Source organism: Ruminococcus sp. 8Y-12, from assembly GCF_058119865.1.
Window position 1 is genome coordinate 49,652 of record NZ_CM176623.1, and the last position, 14,674, is coordinate 64,325.

A 14,674-nucleotide genomic window follows, 5' to 3' on the forward strand; every position below is an offset into this window, starting at 1 on the left:
TTGGGAAGTTCGCAGTTCCTGAAAACAGTCACCCGGATAGTTATCTGAACTATTACACTTTTTTAATTCTTGCTCTCACCATAGAATAATGAAATCTATATCTTTGCGGTAATGGTCTTCGATGCATTTCCAGCATACTTCTTCCTGACTGCCACAACTTTGATCTGGTATTTCTTTCCCTTCTTCAGCTTTTTAAGAGTACACTTATTGCTCTTTGCTTTTACAATTTTAAACTTCTTTGAAGATTTCAGCTTGTAGTATACCTTGTAGGAACTTGCCCCGGCTGTCTTTTTCCAGGATATTCGCAGGGAAGTCTTACCCGCCTTCTTTGCCTTAAGCTTACCCGGTGCCGCGGGCTTCGGTGCGGCAACGGTATCCTTGGTGCAGCTGATCTCTGCATCCTTTCCGTTTGCATCCCTGTATATACCGTACACACGGAACCTATATTTTCTGCCGGTCACCAATTTCTTGAAGGTGTAGGATGTCTTGCTTGTGGATACCTTCGTTATTTTCTTCGTCTTGGTATCTGTCATGCTGATAACGAATGAATGGACGCCTGATGGCTTTGTATAGCTGATGGTTATGGAATTGTAGGTGGTTTTCTGTACCTTGGGCTGTCCGGGCGCATCCGGTATCACAGGCGGAGCAGGACGCTCTTTTACTATGACAGTAAACGTTGTCTTCATATCCTCATAAGTTATTGTGAGTGTCTGTGTACCCGCTTTGGCGCTCACAAATCCGGAAACCATGGAGGCGGTTACGGGAATCTCTTTTGTACCCTGCGCATAGATGAGTGTCAGCACCGCCCCTGTCAGATCCAGCTCTTCCCCTGCTGTATAAGTTGTCTTAGACGGGCCTGTCTTCAGCTCAATTCCTTTTAACGGATTTGGCTTTTCAGACACAGTAACTTTGAAAGTCGTTGTCTTCTCCTTGTAGGTTACCGTAACGGTCTGTTCTCCCAACTGATTTTTGTCGTATCCGCTGATCATATCTGATGTCACATCTTTGTCTTCGCTGTTTCCATTCTCCATGTGCACAGTGATAACCGCTCCGGATAAATCCAATTCCTCTCCGATATAATACGTTGTCTTGGCTGGGCCTTTCTTCAACTCAATACTTTTTATTGTATTTGGCTTTTCTGACACCGTAACTTTGAATGTCGTTGTCTTTTCCTCGTAGGTCACCGTAATAGTCTGTTCTCCCACCTGGTTTTTGTCATAGCCGCTTACCATATCTGCTGTTACATTTTTGTCTTCCCTGTTTCCATTCTCCATGTGCACAGTGATAACTGCTCCGGATAAATCCAATTCCTCTCCGGTATAATATTTCGTCTTGGCCGGAGCGGATTTCAGCTCAATATCCGTAACCGACGTTCCCGTTCCCATTTCCTTTTCCAGAGTCCAGGAATCGGTCCACTTCATACTTAAAGTCCTTGACTCTGTATCCAGATGTATGGGCAGCCAGATATATCTGGAATCCTGCAGGTTCTCTCTGAACCACCGGTCCCCCAAATAGATAAATTTGCCGTCCACTACCTCTCCGTCCTCGTCGCGCATCGGCAGAATAAAGGTACTCTGGCTTCGGTAGGTGGTACCGGAGCCTGGGTCTGTAACAACCTCATCATTCAGATTAATATCGTCAATACAGAAAAATCCCTTTGTTTCCCAATCACCCAGGATGCCGTTTGTAGAAACATGATATTTACATGGATTCGGATTCCATCCGCTCTGACCTGAAGTGATCATGTAATAATCATTACCCTGCTTAAACATGGTGGGAGCTTCACGGTACTCGCCTATAAATATCCTCTTATAGTCTTTATTCGGAGTCGTGCCGGAGATGTCGGTGTAGGTCTCGTCCAATTTTTGTATCACCGTTGTGGCATTCTCCTCTGAAGAGAAGATAACATATGCGGTCCCGTCATCGTCCACAAACAGGGTCATATCCCGCAGCATACCCGGATTGGCGGAGGAGAATCCTGTATCCGGCAGGCGCGTAGTGCGAAGGTATTTGAATGGGCCCGTGGGAGTATCGGAGATAGCAATTCCTGCGGAAGCCACGAAATATTGACCGGCAGTCGGTCCATCCTGATGCCACCACATGATATATTTGTCGGTCTTCTCATTATAGATAACCTTGGGGCGCTCTACAACCCGGTTCCAGTTAAATTCTTTATACAACTCTTTCTTTTGTGCAAGATCCAAATCTGAATACAGTGCATTCATGGCCTCGATCTGAGCATCTGTGTGGAATTTACTCAGGCTCTCAAAGGGTGACTTTGAACCGCCCACTCCCACAGCCGTGCCTGGATGCTCCTGGAGGGAACTGTCTTTGTACTCCTGGGACTGCTCGGACATATACATCGGCGTATCATCCCCCACTGCAGTACCATCCGCCAGATAGGGGTTGTTAAATACGGGCAGGGCAACGCCTTCATTCTTCCAGTTGTACAAATCCTTTGAAGAATAACAGGATATGCCCACTGCCGGCGTCCCTGTCTCCGCACCTGTAGATATATTGTCAAAGCCCTTGTGCTCACCGTACCAATAGTAGGTCTTTGTTTTTTCGTCAAACAGAATGCCACCGCCATGTGCCTGGATCGCTTCCCCGGTGTCATCTACCCAAACCTTTCCCGGACGTATCGATTGCACCTTCCCCATAGATGCGTAGGTGTCCAGTGTATCCTGAATCTCCGAGAGCGCTGACTCAAGGCCCTCCTGAATATAGAGATTGCCCTCTATACTCTGAAGCTTACTCGAAATCTTTTGTTTTGCGATCTCATTGTCCAGGCTGTTGACCTCATCCCAGGCCTTCCCAAGGGCTGATTCTAAAAGTGACATATCAACGGTTACTCCTTTCTTTTTCCCAAAGCGGATACCCGCGCAAGTAATGGTAGCTCCGTCCCCTCCAACACTGTAGACCTTAATAGCTACAAATCTGGCAGCTACAGAGGGAAAGGTGGCTGTCTTTTCCAGTGAAGTGGTATCCCATGCTCCCTTCCCGCTGGAGACAAATCCCTCCAACGGATTTTCCGGGTTGATGGAATCTGCTGTGCTGGTCAAGATTTCAAAACTCTTAATTCTTCCATTTGACATATCCTGACGGGGCATATAATAAAGCCTGGAAATGTCAGGAATTTCAGAACCCAAATCCCATATAATGCAGTCGCCTGGAATAAAACGGTCATTGACGTAATTGCTTTCCCAGAAGGTATTGTCTTTTCCGTCCAGCATATTTGACACTGAAGTTTCGGCTGCCGTGCTTCTCACATAGGCCACACTCAGAGCACTGTTGGAAATGACCGCAAAGCCATCCTCATCTACCGGCGGATTCTTATTATCTTCAATGAATTGCGTCAGCTCCTCGGCTGTCTTTGCAACCTCCTCCTGTACCAAGGCTGCACGCGCCTCTTCAATCGCCGCCAGTTTATCTTCAATTGATTTTTTCAAATCCGGATCATCCATCTGAGCCAGTGCGTCCCTGGCATTTTGAACGGCTGCATCCAGTTCACTGTAGTCAATGGTAAATCCTTCCTTTGTGCCAATATTGATCTCTGCTGCGCTGGCTGTCTTTTCATCTGTAGCGGTATCCAGGATCACCATCTTGATATAACGCGCTGTAGTGGAGGCAAAGGTAGCTGTCTTGTCAGACCGGCTGCTGTCTACGGCCCAGGTTCCCCGTCCTGCCAGTGCAAGATTATCCTTATCATTGCCTGCATAGATCTCAAACTTAGTGACCGCCCCGTTTAGATTGTTTCCTGACTGCCTGGGAGTGTACACAAGGCGGGACACATTGCTGGTTTCCTTCCCAAGGTCGATTAAAAAATGGGCCGGAAGGCCATTCACGCTTGCATCCCAATCCGTCTCCCAGAAGGTATCCTTATTTCCATCCACCATCAACTCTCCTGGATTTGGTCCGTATACACCAGTGTATTCACTGGATACCTCTAAAACCTTCATGTTGTTCTGTGGCAGTAGCTGAAAATCTGTTTCCGCAAATGTGGCTGCCTCTGCAAAAAAACCCTGTCCTAAAGGTGCAACTATCATTGCCAGGGCTAAAGTCGCACTTACTATTTTTTTAATTTTTCTTTTAATCATACTTTTCTCCCATCTGTCTTATTGTTTTAATTCACACTCCGTAAACGTTCTTATAAATCTCCTTTCCTATTATTTGTACAATAATTCACATTATTTGCATAATTGCAAACATTATTCCTTCAATATAGCAATATTATACAACAAAACAAAAGCACAAACAATTGTTTTTTTACTTTTAGTAAAAAACATGTTTGTGCATTCAATAAATAATTAATAAACGGCTACAGCCTTCTTCTGTGTCTCACAAAAGATTAATTTTCCGTTTTTCAGCTTTTTATAGGCTAATACATAATCCATAGGCATCTCCAAAAACATATAGTAGTAAAAGCAGCAGAGACTCAAATTTTCTGATCTCTGCTGCTTCTATTTACTTACCTATCTCTACTATTTATCTCTACTATTTATCTCTCCAAATAATCCTACCCTTAGACAAATCATACGGTGACAGCTCAATCGTCACCTTGTCTCCCGGAAGGATTCGGATGTAGTTCATGCGGAGCTTTCCGCTTATATGTGCCAGTACTACGTGCTTGTTTTCCAGTTCCACCTTAAACATCGCACCGGGTAATTTCTCAAGTACCCTTCCTTCTACTTCAATTACATCTGCCTTTGACATGCTTTACCTCCTAAATACACTCTTTCTTCATCATTTTGATTGCTCGTTTGATATCTTCATTTTTTATATCATCCCAGCTCGGCTTTTCAAGCTGTGCCGGGATCTCATACTTCACCTGTATATGTTTCCATTTTTTCTTTTTCGGATTCTCCAATGTCCTGAGCTTTCCATCTGCAAGATACGCATACGCCTCCTCTGTATCTACGATTACATACAGCTGTCCGGTGTCGTGTCCTGCTCTTGACCAGGCCATCATTCCCTTTCTGGCTTTCTCCATCTGACACCTCCGGCTCTTTCGGTTACTCTGACAGTGTCAGGATTTCCGGCTCTCCGTCCGTAATCAGCACGGTGTTCTCATAGTGTGCAGATAGACTCCCGTCCTCTGTCACCACAGTCCAGTCGTCGTCCAGCCATTCCACATCACATCTTCCCATGTTGATCATGGGCTCAATGGCCAGTGTCATACCCGGCAGAAGGCGTATTCCTCTTCGCTTCTGTGGGAAGTTGGGGATCTGTGGGTCCTCGTGAAGTGCTCTGCCGATCCCATGTCCGACCAAGTCCTCCACAACCCCATATCCAAAGCTCGCGGCATAATTGCCGATCGCCGCTGAGATCTCGTGGAGATGGCAGCCTGCCTTGGCATATTTGATTCCTTCAAAGAAGCACTGTTTTGTAACATCCATCAGTTTCCCGGCCTCGGGGCTAATCTCCCCCACTGCGTGTGTGCGGGCGGCATCCGAGTGAAATCCCTTGTAAATCAATCCCGCATCCAGGCTGACGATATCACCCTCCTTAAGAATGCGCTGCTTAGAAGGAATTCCATGCACAACCTCATTGTTAACTGATACACAGATAGAAGCTGGATACCCATTATAATGAAGAAAATTCGGAGTACACCCAAAGCTTCTGATAATCTGCTCCCCCAGATGGTCGATATCCCAGGTGGATATCCCTGGTTTGATTGCCTTCTGAAGTTCATTATGAGTGATTTCCAGCAGACGGCCGGCTTCTCTCATAAGCTCGATTTCTTTTGCAGATTTTATTGATACTGACATATAATTACGCTCCTAATATTTGTACAATTGCCTGGAAGACATCTTCCATGTTCAATGTACCGTCAACTTCCTTTAATACGCCCGCTTTGCTGTAATAGTCAATCAGCGGTTGTGTCTGCTCATGATACACATCCAGGCGTTTTTTTACAGTTTCCGGCTTGTCATCATCCCTGAGGATCAATTTCTCACCGCACACATCACACACGTCCCCAGTCTTGGGGGCATTGTATACGATGTGATATGTAGATCCACAGCCAACGCAAGCGCGTCTTCCGCCCATACGGTTGATGATGTTTTCATCCGGAACCTCCACGTTGATCGCATAGTCGATCTTCTCGTTCAGCTTATCTAGCGCAGCATCCAGGCTCTCTGCCTGGGGAATCGTCCTTGGAAATCCATCCAGCACGTATCCCTTTGCACAATCATCCTGCTGTACCCTGTCAACCACCAAGTCCACCACCAGCTCATCCGGAACCAGCAGTCCCTGATCCATGTAGGTCTTGGCCTTTTTCCCCAGCTCTGTGCCATTTTTAATGTTTGCGCGGAAGATGTCTCCTGTGGAGATATGGGGAACTCCGTATTTCTCAGCAATCTTCTTTGCCTGTGTCCCTTTGCCCGCACCCGGTGCACCTAACATAATAATCTTCATAGTATTTCCCCCTAACTTTATATTATAATACATGGTTTGTTTCAATCCACACTTATTCTTGTTAAAAAGTCATACCTTTTATTCATTGGATATCCACATCTGCGGATATGTCCGTTTACGATAAATAGGTATGACACTAAGTCCCATAACGCATTTTAGTGCACTATCCTATCTGTCAAAATCTGCAGTACAGATTTTGACAGACAAAGAAGCACACTGTTTAGTCACTCAAGAAGCCTTTGTAGTTACGTACAAGCATCTGAGATTCAATCTGTTTCAGGGTCTCAAGAATTACACCTACGATAATAATGATAGATGTACCACCGAAAGATACAGATGCACCAAACACACCATTAAAGACGATGGGTATCGTAACAACGATCAGAAGTCCAACGGCTCCTAAGAAGATAATGTAATTTAAAATCTTATTTAAGTATTCCTGAGTCGGTTTTCCCGGACGAATACCAGGAACAAAACCGCCCTGCTTTTTCATATTGTCCGCTACCTCAATTGGGTTGAAGGTAATGGATGTGTAAAAATAAGCAAAGAATACAATCATTACTGCATAGAGCAGGAAACCTACTGTGTAAATGGGCTGCTTGGGATTGAACCAGTTCTGCTGGCTGAGCATTCCCAAAATCGTTGCCCCCACTCCAGTTCCACCCGTCTTGCCCAAAAACGTTGCAATCAGCGTTGGCATGGACATAAGGGAAGAAGCAAAGATTACGGGGATAACACCTGCGGTATTTACCTTCAGCGGAATATGTGTGGACTGTCCACCCACCATTTTTCTTCCCTGCATTTTCTTTGCATACTGCACAGGAATATTTCTCTGAGCATCGTTCAGCATAATAACCAGAACGATCGTTACTACGATGACAGCAATGATAATGATTGCTGCTAATGCACCTTTGGCTACTGTCTTTCCCTTCACGAAATCGCTGAAAAGCCCAACGATATCATTCGGAACTCTTGACAGAATATTAATCATCAGGACAATGGAAATACCATTTCCAACACCCTTTTCTGTGATTCTCTCACCAACCCACATGAGGAAAGCGGAACCTGCAGTCAATGCTACCACAACAGATGCGATATTCACAAAGTTCATCTCCGGAATCAGGCCCTGATTGCCGAATCCAAATGCCATTGCCAAACCTTCAACCAGTGCCAGGCCAACGGTCAGGTAACGCGTGATTGACTGTAATTTCTTTCTTCCGTCTTCACCATCCCTCTGCATCTCCTCTAATTTGGGGATTGCAATGGTCAGCAGCTGAATAATAATGGAAGAAGTGATGTAGGGTGTAATATTTAACGCGAAAATTGACATCTGCTCAAAAGAGCCGCCAGTGAAGGCATCAAAGAAGTTGAATGCCTCACTGGTCTGATTCGCAAACCAATTTGCAAAAAATGTTCGGTCTACACCTGGTACCGGCAGCTGAGATCCAAGTCTGATTACTACCAGCATCATCAATGTGTAGAAAATCTTCTTTCTAAGATCTTTGATTTTCAACGCATTACGCAGTGTTTCTAACATTAGATCACCTCAGCTTTTCCACCAAGTGCTTCTATTTTAGCTTTTGCTCCCTCACTGAAGGCATTTGCTTTAACAGTAAGCTTCTTCGTAAGTTCTCCGTTTCCAAGAATCTTTACACCGTCTTTTGGTGCCTTAATTACACCAGTCTCCAGCAGCAGTTCAATGGTAACCTCTGTGTCATTGTCAAACCGCTCCAGAGCGCTTACATTGATTGCCTCAATTTCCAGAGAGTTTCTGTTTGTGAAGCCTCTCTTGGGAAGACGTCTGTATAAAGGCATCTGTCCACCTTCAAAGCCTACTCTTGGTAACCCTGAACGTGCTTTCTGTCCTTTATGTCCTTTACCTGCAGTCTTGCCGTTTCCTGAACCGTGTCCACGTCCTCTTCTGAAATTATCACTGTGCTTTGAGCCTGCAGCCGGCTGTAAATTCGATAAATCCATGTCGACACCTCCTTATCAAATAATTTAGATTTCTTCTACTTTTACTAAATGCTGTACCTGTTTGATCATACCTGTGGTTGCAGCATTGTTGGGAAGCTCAACAGACTTATTCAGCTTCTTCAAACCCAGTGCCTTAACCGTTGCACGATGTTTGGGGATGGCACCGATTGTAGATTTTACTAATGTTACTTTTAATTTATCTGCCATTTTTCAAATCCTCCTTACGCACGGATCTCTTCAACAGATTTTCCACGAAGTCTTGCAACTTCCTCCGGAGATTTGATCTGCTTTAATGCTTCGATTGTTGCGAGAACTACATTCTGCTTGTTGTTAGAGCCCAGAGACTTTGTACGGATATTTTTGATACCAGCCAGCTCACATACGTTACGTGCGGGGCCGCCGGCAATCACTCCGGTACCTTCCGGGGATCTCTTTAACAGTACGCTTGCACCGCCGAATTTTCCGATAAAATCATGAGGGATACTAGCGTTCTCATCTAATGCTACATGGACCAGTCTCTTGGCAGCGTCTTCTTTTCCCTTGCGGATTGCTTCAGGAATTTCTGCAGCTTTGCCAAGGCCTGCGCCAACGTGTCCGTTGCCGTCGCCAACAACGACTAAAGCTGTAAAGCGGAAGTTACGACCACCTTTAACAACCTTTGTTACACGCTTAATTGATACTACTTTTTCATTCAGTTCGAGCTGACTAGCATCAATGATTGAATGTTTCATGTGTTCTTCCTCCTTGTCTAGAATTCAAGACCAGCTTCTCTAGCTGCATCTGCTAATGCTTTAACTTTACCCTGATATATGAAGCCGCCTCTATCAAAGACAACAGTGGTAATACCTTTTTCTAAAGCTTTCTTTGCGATAACTGTTCCTAAATATGCTGCTGCATCAACGTTATTGGTTTTTTCCAGCTCTGCCTTTACATCCTTCTGAAGAGTGCTTGCAGAAACAAGAGTGTTGCCAACTGTATCGTCAATAATTTGAGCATACATATGATTATTACTTCTAAACACAGCCAAGCGGGGTCTTTCAGTAGTGCCACTGAAACGGTTACGCTGTTTTCTGTGCTTATTCACACGAATTTTCGATCTGGATTCTTTTCTAACCATTTTCACACTCTCCTTAATTATTTCTTACCAGTCTTACCAACTTTACGTCTGATCACTTCATCAGCATACTTAATACCCTTGCCCTTGTAAGGCTCCGGTTTTCTCTTCTCTCTGATTTCAGCTGCGTATTGGCCAACTTTTTCTTTACTGATACCCTTTACGGTGATCTTGTTACCATCTACTGAAGTCTCCAGACCTTCCGGATCTGTCATCTCCACTGGATGAGAATAACCAAGAGATAATACTAATTTCTTACCCTGTTTTGCTGCTTTATAACCTACACCGTTTACTTCCAGAACTTTCTGATATCCTTCGCTGACACCAACAACCATGTTGTGGATCAGGGTTCTGGTCAAACCGTGAAGAGATTTCATTTTCTTTAAATCATTCGGTCTTGTGACAATTACCTGGTTGTCTTCTAACTTGATTTCCATTTCAACCGGCAGAGCTCTCTCCAGAGTTCCCTTGCCGCCTTTTACGGTAACTACATTGCCATCCGCAATCGTAACAGTTACACCTGCTGGGATTGCTACCGGCATTCTTCCGATACGTGACATTTTCATGTCCTCCTTACTTAAATTTTCGGAAAGGGGCCTTGCCCTCTCTGTTTTCAGTAACGCTTAACTTTGCTATGTGGGTATGTTCGCTCAACTAAATTCATGCTGCGCTTTCAGCTTGCATTCATTAAGGTTCGCGAACGACCTCGCACTAAGTTCAAACTTCGTCTGCGACTCGTTTTCACTAAGTTGCTTTCGGTCACCATACAAATGCTAGTACTTCTCCGCCGACCTGAAGCTTGCGTGCATCTTTGTCGGTGATTACACCCTGGTTTGTAGAGATGATCGCCACACCCAGTCCACCCAGTACTCTGGGGAGCTCTTCCTTGCTTGCGTATACACGTAAACCTGGTTTAGAGATTCTTTTAAGACCTGTGATGATCTTCTCGTTTTTGTCCGCACCGTATTTCAGTTCAATGCGGATGGTCGTAAAGTTTCCGTCCTCAACGAGATCGTATTTTTTGATGTAACCTTCATTCAAAAGGATATCTGCAATAGCAATTTTCATTTTAGAAGCGGGTACATCTACTGTATCATGTTTAGCAGTATTTGCATTACGAATTCTTGTAAGCATATCTGCGATTGGATCGCTCATTGTCATTTAGGTTGCCTCCTTTTTTCTATGATTCCTTGCTGCGGCTTGCCTTTGGCTTAACGAAATGAAGTTCTGTTCACTTCGTTCACAGAACGGCCTTCTCACTAAATTCAGCCTTCGCTTACGCTCGACTTCATTAAGTGTTCAGTGCCTACCAAGAAGCCTTCTTCACTCCTGGAATCTGTCCTTTATATGCTAACTCACGGAAGCAGATTCTGCAGATTCCGTATTTTCTCAAATATGCATGTGGACGACCACAAATTCTGCAGCGGTTGTATTCTCTTGTGGAGAACTTCTGCGGACGCTGCTGTTTGATTTTCATTGCTGTCTTAGCCATGAAATTTCCCTCCTATACTATTTCGCAAACGGCATGTTGAACTGTGCCAGTAATTCACGTGCTTCTTCGTCGGTGTTGGCAGTGGTAACGAAAATCACGTCCATACCTCTCACCTTGTCTACTTTGTCGTACTCGATTTCAGGGAAAATCAGCTGTTCTTTGATACCCAGAGCATAGTTTCCTCTTCCGTCGAATGCGTTCGGGTTTACACCCCTGAAGTCACGTACACGGGGCAGTGCCAGATTGATCAGACGATCAACAAACTCATACATTCTCTCACCGCGCAGGGTAACTTTACATCCGATTGCCATACCTTCTCTGATTTTGAAGTTAGCCACAGAGTTCTTTGCTTTTGTCAGGACAGCCTTCTGGCCAGCAATGATTTCCATATCCTTTACAGCAGTCTCCAGGGCCTTTGCGTTGTCTTTCGCTTCGCCAACACCCATGTTGATAACCACTTTGTCAATCTTCGGAACCTGCATTACATTTTTATATTCAAATTTCTTCATCATAGCATCTACGATTTCATTCTTGTAAATCTCTTTCAGTCTACTCAACTTGTGCGACCTCCTCTCTTTAATAATTAATCGATCACTTCACCGCTTGCCTTGGCAACGCGGACTTTCTTATCTCCGTCCATCTTGAAGCCTACTCTGGTCACTTTGCCTTTGCAGAGCATCATAACATTGGATATGTCGATATAAGCTTCCTTGTTCACAATTCCGCCCTGCTGATTTCCAGCAGATGGTTTTGTGTGCTTGGTAACCATGTTCACACCTTCCACCAGAACTCGGTGGTTCTTTGTGTCAACAGCGATTACCTTGCCCTCTTTGTCTTTATCTTTTCCGGTGATTACCTTAACTGTATCACCCTTTTTTATCTTCATAGCTGACATTGTAGAACCTCCTTATAATACTTCCGGAGCAAGTGAAACAATTTTCATAAACTGTTTTTCACGAAGCTCTCTGGCTACTGGTCCAAAAATACGAGTTCCTCTCGGAGTCTTGTCATCTTTAATAATTACAGCAGCGTTTTCATCGAACTTGATATAAGAACCGTCTTTACGACGAGCGCCTTTTACTGTACGAACTACTACAGCCTTTACAACATCACCTTTTTTAACAACACCGCCTGGTGTTGCATCTTTAACCGTAGCTACGATCACATCACCGATATTTGCATATCTTCTGGTAGAACCGCCCATAACCCTGATACAGAGGATTTCTTTCGCACCAGTGTTATCAGCTACTTTCAGTCTACTCTCTTGCTGTATCATGCTGATATACCTCCTATACTATCTTGCTTTCTCAACAACTTCAACAAGTCTCCATCTCTTATCCTTGGATAATGGTCTTGTCTCCATCACTTTAACGGTATCGCCCTTGCGGCACTCATTGTTCTCGTCATGTGCTTTTAATTTATATGTCTTCTTTACGATCTTTTTGTAAAGTGGATGTTTTACATGGTCTTCGATTGCAACAACAATTGTCTTATCCATCTTGTCGCTTACGACTTTACCGGTACGGGTTTTTCTAAGATTTCTTTCCACGTCCATTTACTCCTTTCATGGGTTTCCTAGGAATTCCTTGGGTCTTAGGGATCATCCCTCAAGTTTTAAGGATGGCTTACGCCTGCTGAGCCTTTTCAGTAATAACGGTCTGAATACGTGCGATGTTCTTGCGAACCTCTTTAATTCTGCTTGTGTTATCTAACTGATTCGTTGCGTTCTGGAATCTTAAGTTAAAGAGTTCCTTCTTAGCAGCTACTAATTCTTCGTTTAATTCTGCAGCTGATTTTGCCTTTAAATCTTCTACATACTTATTAATTTTCACTGTTATCACCGCCTTCTAAATCTGCGCGAGAAACGATCTTGCATTTACAAGGTAACTTGTGCATAGCAAGACGCAATGCTTCGCGTGCTACTTCCTCCGGTACTCCTGCAAGTTCGAACATTACGCGTCCTGGTTTTACAACTGCTACCCAGTATTCCAATGTTCCTTTACCGGAACCCATACGAGTTTCTGCCGGTTTAGCTGTTACTGGCTTATCCGGGAAAATCTTGATCCAAACCTTACCGCCACGCTTGATATAACGTGTCATGGCAACACGGGCTGCCTCAATCTGGTTTGATTTAATCCAACATGGTTCGGTAGCGACAAGACCATACTCACCGTAGGTAATCTTGTTGCCTCTGGTAGCTTTACCAGCCATGGAACCACGGAACTGTTTACGACGTTTTACTCTCTTTGGCATTAACATTATTTATCGCTCCCTTCCTTTGGTCCTTTAGTTGGAAGTACTTCGCCCTTGTAAATCCATACTTTTACGCCACATTTTCCGTAAGTGGTGTCTGCTTCTGCGAAACCGTAGTCAATGTCTGCACGAAGTGTCTGAAGAGGAATGGTGCCCTCGCTGTAGAACTCGGTACGTGCCATATCTGCACCGCCCAGACGTCCGGAAACGGCTGTCTTGATACCCTTAACGCCAGCCTTCATGGAACGTCCCATGGTAGACTTCATAGCGCGTCGGAAAGATACACGATTCTCAAGCTGCTGTGCAATGTTTTCTGCAACCAGCTGAGCATCCTTATCCGGTCTCTTTACTTCTTTAATATCAATGATCAACTTTTTATCTGTTAATTTCTGAACTTCTGCTTTCACTTTCTCGATCTCTGATCCGCCTTTACCGATAACAACACCCGGTTTTGCGGTATAGATGATCACTTTTACTCTGTCAGAAGCTCTCTCGATTTCAATCTTTGCAACTCCGGCACTGAATAACTTTTTCTTCAGGTATGTTCTGATGTTGTAGTCTTCTACCAAGTAATCAGCGAAAGAGCCTTCAGCATACCATTTTGAATCCCAGTCTTTAATAACACCGACTCTCAGGCCGTGTGGATTAACTTTCTGTCCCATGCTTTACCTCCTATCTTTCATTCAGCACGATGGTGATATGACTCATTCTCTTCTCGATTCTGTAAGCCCTGCCCTGTGCTCTTGGTCTGATTCTCTTCATTGTAGGTCCTTTGTTTGCGTAGCACTCTTCTACATAAAGATTCTCAACATTCATTCCATTGTTATTCTCAGCATTTGCAATTGCCGATTTCAGTAATTTACCTATTAACTCAGAAGCATATCTGGGATTGTAAGTTACAATTCCGAGAGCTGTCTGTACATCTTTACCTCTGATGGCATCTAAAACGTAGCATGCTTTCTGAACAGAAACTCTAGCGTAAGATAACTTAGCTGAGGGTCTTGTGTCCTTGTTAGCATTTCTTTCTCTCTTGATTTGGGATCTATGTCCTTTTGCCATGGGATGAAACCTCCTTTTTCATATTGTCCGCACCTGGAGGGCATCCACAGATACCCATCAGGCCGCAATGTCTAATTTCTAGCGAACGCCAGATTTTTTCTCGTCTTTACCATGTCCTCTGTAGGTTCTGGTTGCTACAAACTCTCCAAGCTTGTGTCCAACCATATCCTCTGTAACATATACCGGAACATGTTTTCTACCGTCATGAACTGCTATTGTATGTCCAACCATCTGTGGAAAGATTGTAGAACGACGGGACCAGGTTTTGATCACCTGCTTGTCGCCTGCTGCGTTCATAGCATCTACCTTTTTCAGTAAGCTTTCATCTGCAAATGGTCCTTTTTTCAGTGAGCGAGCCATAG

The 14,674-nt window shown here is 44.3% G+C and carries 22 protein-coding genes; all 22 read right to left on the bottom strand.

Annotated features, from left to right (window positions below; genetic code table 11):
- Window positions 1-95: 95 nt before the first annotated feature.
- The 22 genes from AC0THY_RS00195 to rpsS all read right to left on the bottom strand — a co-directional run bounded on the left by AC0THY_RS00195 (window position 96) and on the right by rpsS (window position 14,672).
- Complete coding sequence (locus AC0THY_RS00195; protein WP_489992459.1) at window positions 96-4,097, bottom strand: bacterial Ig-like domain-containing protein; 4,002 nt, start codon at window positions 4,095-4,097, stop codon at window positions 96-98.
- Window positions 4,098-4,494: 397 nt separating this feature from the next.
- A complete protein-coding gene (gene infA / locus AC0THY_RS00200) occupies window positions 4,495-4,713 on the bottom strand; it encodes a translation initiation factor IF-1 (protein WP_489992460.1) in 219 nt (72 codons plus the stop codon).
- Between the two features lie 10 nt (window positions 4,714-4,723).
- On the bottom strand, window positions 4,724-4,990 hold the full coding sequence (locus tag AC0THY_RS00205) for a KOW domain-containing RNA-binding protein (protein WP_489992461.1): 267 nt from the start codon (window positions 4,988-4,990) through the stop codon (window positions 4,724-4,726).
- A gap of 22 nt (window positions 4,991-5,012) precedes the next feature.
- Window positions 5,013-5,768 (bottom strand): type I methionyl aminopeptidase, encoded by a 756-nt coding sequence (map, locus tag AC0THY_RS00210; RefSeq protein WP_489992462.1) that lies wholly within the window; start codon window positions 5,766-5,768, stop codon window positions 5,013-5,015.
- A gap of 4 nt (window positions 5,769-5,772) precedes the next feature.
- Window positions 5,773-6,417, bottom strand: coding sequence for an adenylate kinase (locus AC0THY_RS00215; RefSeq protein WP_489992463.1), 645 nt, complete (start codon window positions 6,415-6,417; stop codon window positions 5,773-5,775).
- Between the two features lie 220 nt (window positions 6,418-6,637).
- The gene (gene secY / locus AC0THY_RS00220) at window positions 6,638-7,954 is read right to left on the bottom strand and encodes a preprotein translocase subunit SecY (RefSeq protein WP_489992464.1); all 1,317 of its coding nucleotides are present in this window, start codon (window positions 7,952-7,954) and stop codon (window positions 6,638-6,640) included.
- Window positions 7,954-8,394: a 50S ribosomal protein L15 gene (gene rplO / locus AC0THY_RS00225; protein WP_489992465.1), complete on the bottom strand. Its 441-nt coding sequence runs from the start codon at window positions 8,392-8,394 to the stop codon at window positions 7,954-7,956. Before rplO ends, secY begins: the two co-directional genes overlap by 1 nt.
- Before the next feature lie 24 nt (window positions 8,395-8,418).
- Window positions 8,419-8,601, bottom strand: coding sequence for a 50S ribosomal protein L30 (gene rpmD / locus AC0THY_RS00230; RefSeq protein ID WP_489992466.1), 183 nt, complete (start codon window positions 8,599-8,601; stop codon window positions 8,419-8,421).
- A 14-nt stretch (window positions 8,602-8,615) separates the two neighbouring features.
- On the bottom strand, window positions 8,616-9,125 hold the full coding sequence (rpsE, locus tag AC0THY_RS00235) for a 30S ribosomal protein S5 (RefSeq protein ID WP_489992467.1): 510 nt from the start codon (window positions 9,123-9,125) through the stop codon (window positions 8,616-8,618).
- 17 nt (window positions 9,126-9,142) lie between these two features.
- On the bottom strand, window positions 9,143-9,511 hold the full coding sequence (gene rplR / locus AC0THY_RS00240) for a 50S ribosomal protein L18 (RefSeq protein ID WP_489992468.1): 369 nt from the start codon (window positions 9,509-9,511) through the stop codon (window positions 9,143-9,145).
- A 17-nt stretch (window positions 9,512-9,528) separates the two neighbouring features.
- Window positions 9,529-10,068: a 50S ribosomal protein L6 gene (gene rplF / locus AC0THY_RS00245; RefSeq protein WP_489992469.1), complete on the bottom strand. Its 540-nt coding sequence runs from the start codon at window positions 10,066-10,068 to the stop codon at window positions 9,529-9,531.
- 199 nt (window positions 10,069-10,267) lie between these two features.
- Window positions 10,268-10,669 carry a 30S ribosomal protein S8 gene (gene rpsH / locus AC0THY_RS00250; protein ID WP_489992470.1) on the bottom strand — a complete coding sequence of 134 codons (402 nt, stop codon included), beginning with the start codon at window positions 10,667-10,669 and terminating at the stop codon, window positions 10,268-10,270.
- Window positions 10,670-10,814: 145 nt separating this feature from the next.
- Entirely contained in the window at window positions 10,815-11,000 is a 186-nt protein-coding gene (locus AC0THY_RS00255; RefSeq protein WP_489992471.1) for a type Z 30S ribosomal protein S14, read from the bottom strand.
- Between the two features lie 17 nt (window positions 11,001-11,017).
- Entirely contained in the window at window positions 11,018-11,557 is a 540-nt protein-coding gene (gene rplE / locus AC0THY_RS00260; protein WP_489992472.1) for a 50S ribosomal protein L5, read from the bottom strand.
- A gap of 26 nt (window positions 11,558-11,583) precedes the next feature.
- Window positions 11,584-11,895 carry a 50S ribosomal protein L24 gene (gene rplX, locus AC0THY_RS00265; protein WP_489992473.1) on the bottom strand — a complete coding sequence of 104 codons (312 nt, stop codon included), beginning with the start codon at window positions 11,893-11,895 and terminating at the stop codon, window positions 11,584-11,586.
- Window positions 11,896-11,907: 12 nt separating this feature from the next.
- On the bottom strand, window positions 11,908-12,276 hold the full coding sequence (gene rplN / locus AC0THY_RS00270) for a 50S ribosomal protein L14 (RefSeq protein ID WP_022350144.1): 369 nt from the start codon (window positions 12,274-12,276) through the stop codon (window positions 11,908-11,910).
- Window positions 12,277-12,294: 18 nt separating this feature from the next.
- Window positions 12,295-12,549, bottom strand: a complete 255-nt coding sequence (rpsQ, locus tag AC0THY_RS00275; RefSeq protein ID WP_489992474.1) for a 30S ribosomal protein S17 — start codon at window positions 12,547-12,549, stop codon at window positions 12,295-12,297.
- Window positions 12,550-12,625: 76 nt separating this feature from the next.
- Window positions 12,626-12,832: a 50S ribosomal protein L29 gene (gene rpmC, locus AC0THY_RS00280; RefSeq protein ID WP_489992475.1), complete on the bottom strand. Its 207-nt coding sequence runs from the start codon at window positions 12,830-12,832 to the stop codon at window positions 12,626-12,628.
- Window positions 12,822-13,259 (bottom strand): 50S ribosomal protein L16, encoded by a 438-nt coding sequence (rplP, locus tag AC0THY_RS00285; protein WP_489992476.1) that lies wholly within the window; start codon window positions 13,257-13,259, stop codon window positions 12,822-12,824. Before rplP ends, rpmC begins: the two co-directional genes overlap by 11 nt.
- Window positions 13,259-13,915: a 30S ribosomal protein S3 gene (gene rpsC / locus AC0THY_RS00290; RefSeq protein WP_489992477.1), complete on the bottom strand. Its 657-nt coding sequence runs from the start codon at window positions 13,913-13,915 to the stop codon at window positions 13,259-13,261. Before rpsC ends, rplP begins: the two co-directional genes overlap by 1 nt.
- Window positions 13,916-13,925: 10 nt before the next feature.
- On the bottom strand, window positions 13,926-14,312 hold the full coding sequence (rplV, locus tag AC0THY_RS00295; protein ID WP_489992478.1) for a 50S ribosomal protein L22: 387 nt from the start codon (window positions 14,310-14,312) through the stop codon (window positions 13,926-13,928).
- 78 nt (window positions 14,313-14,390) lie between these two features.
- The gene (gene rpsS, locus AC0THY_RS00300; protein ID WP_489992479.1) at window positions 14,391-14,672 is read right to left on the bottom strand and encodes a 30S ribosomal protein S19; all 282 of its coding nucleotides are present in this window, start codon (window positions 14,670-14,672) and stop codon (window positions 14,391-14,393) included.
- Between the last annotated feature and the right edge of the window lie 2 nt (window positions 14,673-14,674).

What these genes read in the sequence shown, in the direction of transcription:
- rpmD (WP_489992466.1), bottom strand. Translation starts at nt 8,601, where the DNA reads ATGGCAGATAAATTAAAAGTAACATTAGTAAAATCTACAATCGGTGCC.
- rplO (WP_489992465.1), bottom strand. Translation starts at nt 8,394, where the DNA reads ATGGATTTATCGAATTTACAGCCGGCTGCAGGCTCAAAGCACAGTGAT.
- rplN (WP_022350144.1), bottom strand. Translation starts at nt 12,276, where the DNA reads ATGATACAGCAAGAGAGTAGACTGAAAGTAGCTGATAACACTGGTGCG.
- rplX (WP_489992473.1), bottom strand. Translation starts at nt 11,895, where the DNA reads ATGTCAGCTATGAAGATAAAAAAGGGTGATACAGTTAAGGTAATCACC.
- AC0THY_RS00205 (WP_489992461.1), bottom strand. Translation starts at nt 4,990, where the DNA reads ATGGAGAAAGCCAGAAAGGGAATGATGGCCTGGTCAAGAGCAGGACAC.
- AC0THY_RS00215 (WP_489992463.1), bottom strand. Translation starts at nt 6,417, where the DNA reads ATGAAGATTATTATGTTAGGTGCACCGGGTGCGGGCAAAGGGACACAG.
- map (WP_489992462.1), bottom strand. Translation starts at nt 5,768, where the DNA reads ATGTCAGTATCAATAAAATCTGCAAAAGAAATCGAGCTTATGAGAGAA.
- rplF (WP_489992469.1), bottom strand. Translation starts at nt 10,068, where the DNA reads ATGTCACGTATCGGAAGAATGCCGGTAGCAATCCCAGCAGGTGTAACT.
- infA (WP_489992460.1), bottom strand. Translation starts at nt 4,713, where the DNA reads ATGTCAAAGGCAGATGTAATTGAAGTAGAAGGAAGGGTACTTGAGAAA.
- rplR (WP_489992468.1), bottom strand. Translation starts at nt 9,511, where the DNA reads ATGGTTAGAAAAGAATCCAGATCGAAAATTCGTGTGAATAAGCACAGA.
- secY (WP_489992464.1), bottom strand. Translation starts at nt 7,954, where the DNA reads ATGTTAGAAACACTGCGTAATGCGTTGAAAATCAAAGATCTTAGAAAG.
- rpsE (WP_489992467.1), bottom strand. Translation starts at nt 9,125, where the DNA reads ATGAAACATTCAATCATTGATGCTAGTCAGCTCGAACTGAATGAAAAA.
- rpsS (WP_489992479.1), bottom strand. Translation starts at nt 14,672, where the DNA reads ATGGCTCGCTCACTGAAAAAAGGACCATTTGCAGATGAAAGCTTACTG.
- rpsH (WP_489992470.1), bottom strand. Translation starts at nt 10,669, where the DNA reads ATGACAATGAGCGATCCAATCGCAGATATGCTTACAAGAATTCGTAAT.
- rplP (WP_489992476.1), bottom strand. Translation starts at nt 13,259, where the DNA reads ATGTTAATGCCAAAGAGAGTAAAACGTCGTAAACAGTTCCGTGGTTCC.
- rplV (WP_489992478.1), bottom strand. Translation starts at nt 14,312, where the DNA reads ATGGCAAAAGGACATAGATCCCAAATCAAGAGAGAAAGAAATGCTAAC.
- rpsC (WP_489992477.1), bottom strand. Translation starts at nt 13,915, where the DNA reads ATGGGACAGAAAGTTAATCCACACGGCCTGAGAGTCGGTGTTATTAAA.
- AC0THY_RS00195 (WP_489992459.1), bottom strand. Translation starts at nt 4,097, where the DNA reads ATGATTAAAAGAAAAATTAAAAAAATAGTAAGTGCGACTTTAGCCCTG.
- AC0THY_RS00255 (WP_489992471.1), bottom strand. Translation starts at nt 11,000, where the DNA reads ATGGCTAAGACAGCAATGAAAATCAAACAGCAGCGTCCGCAGAAGTTC.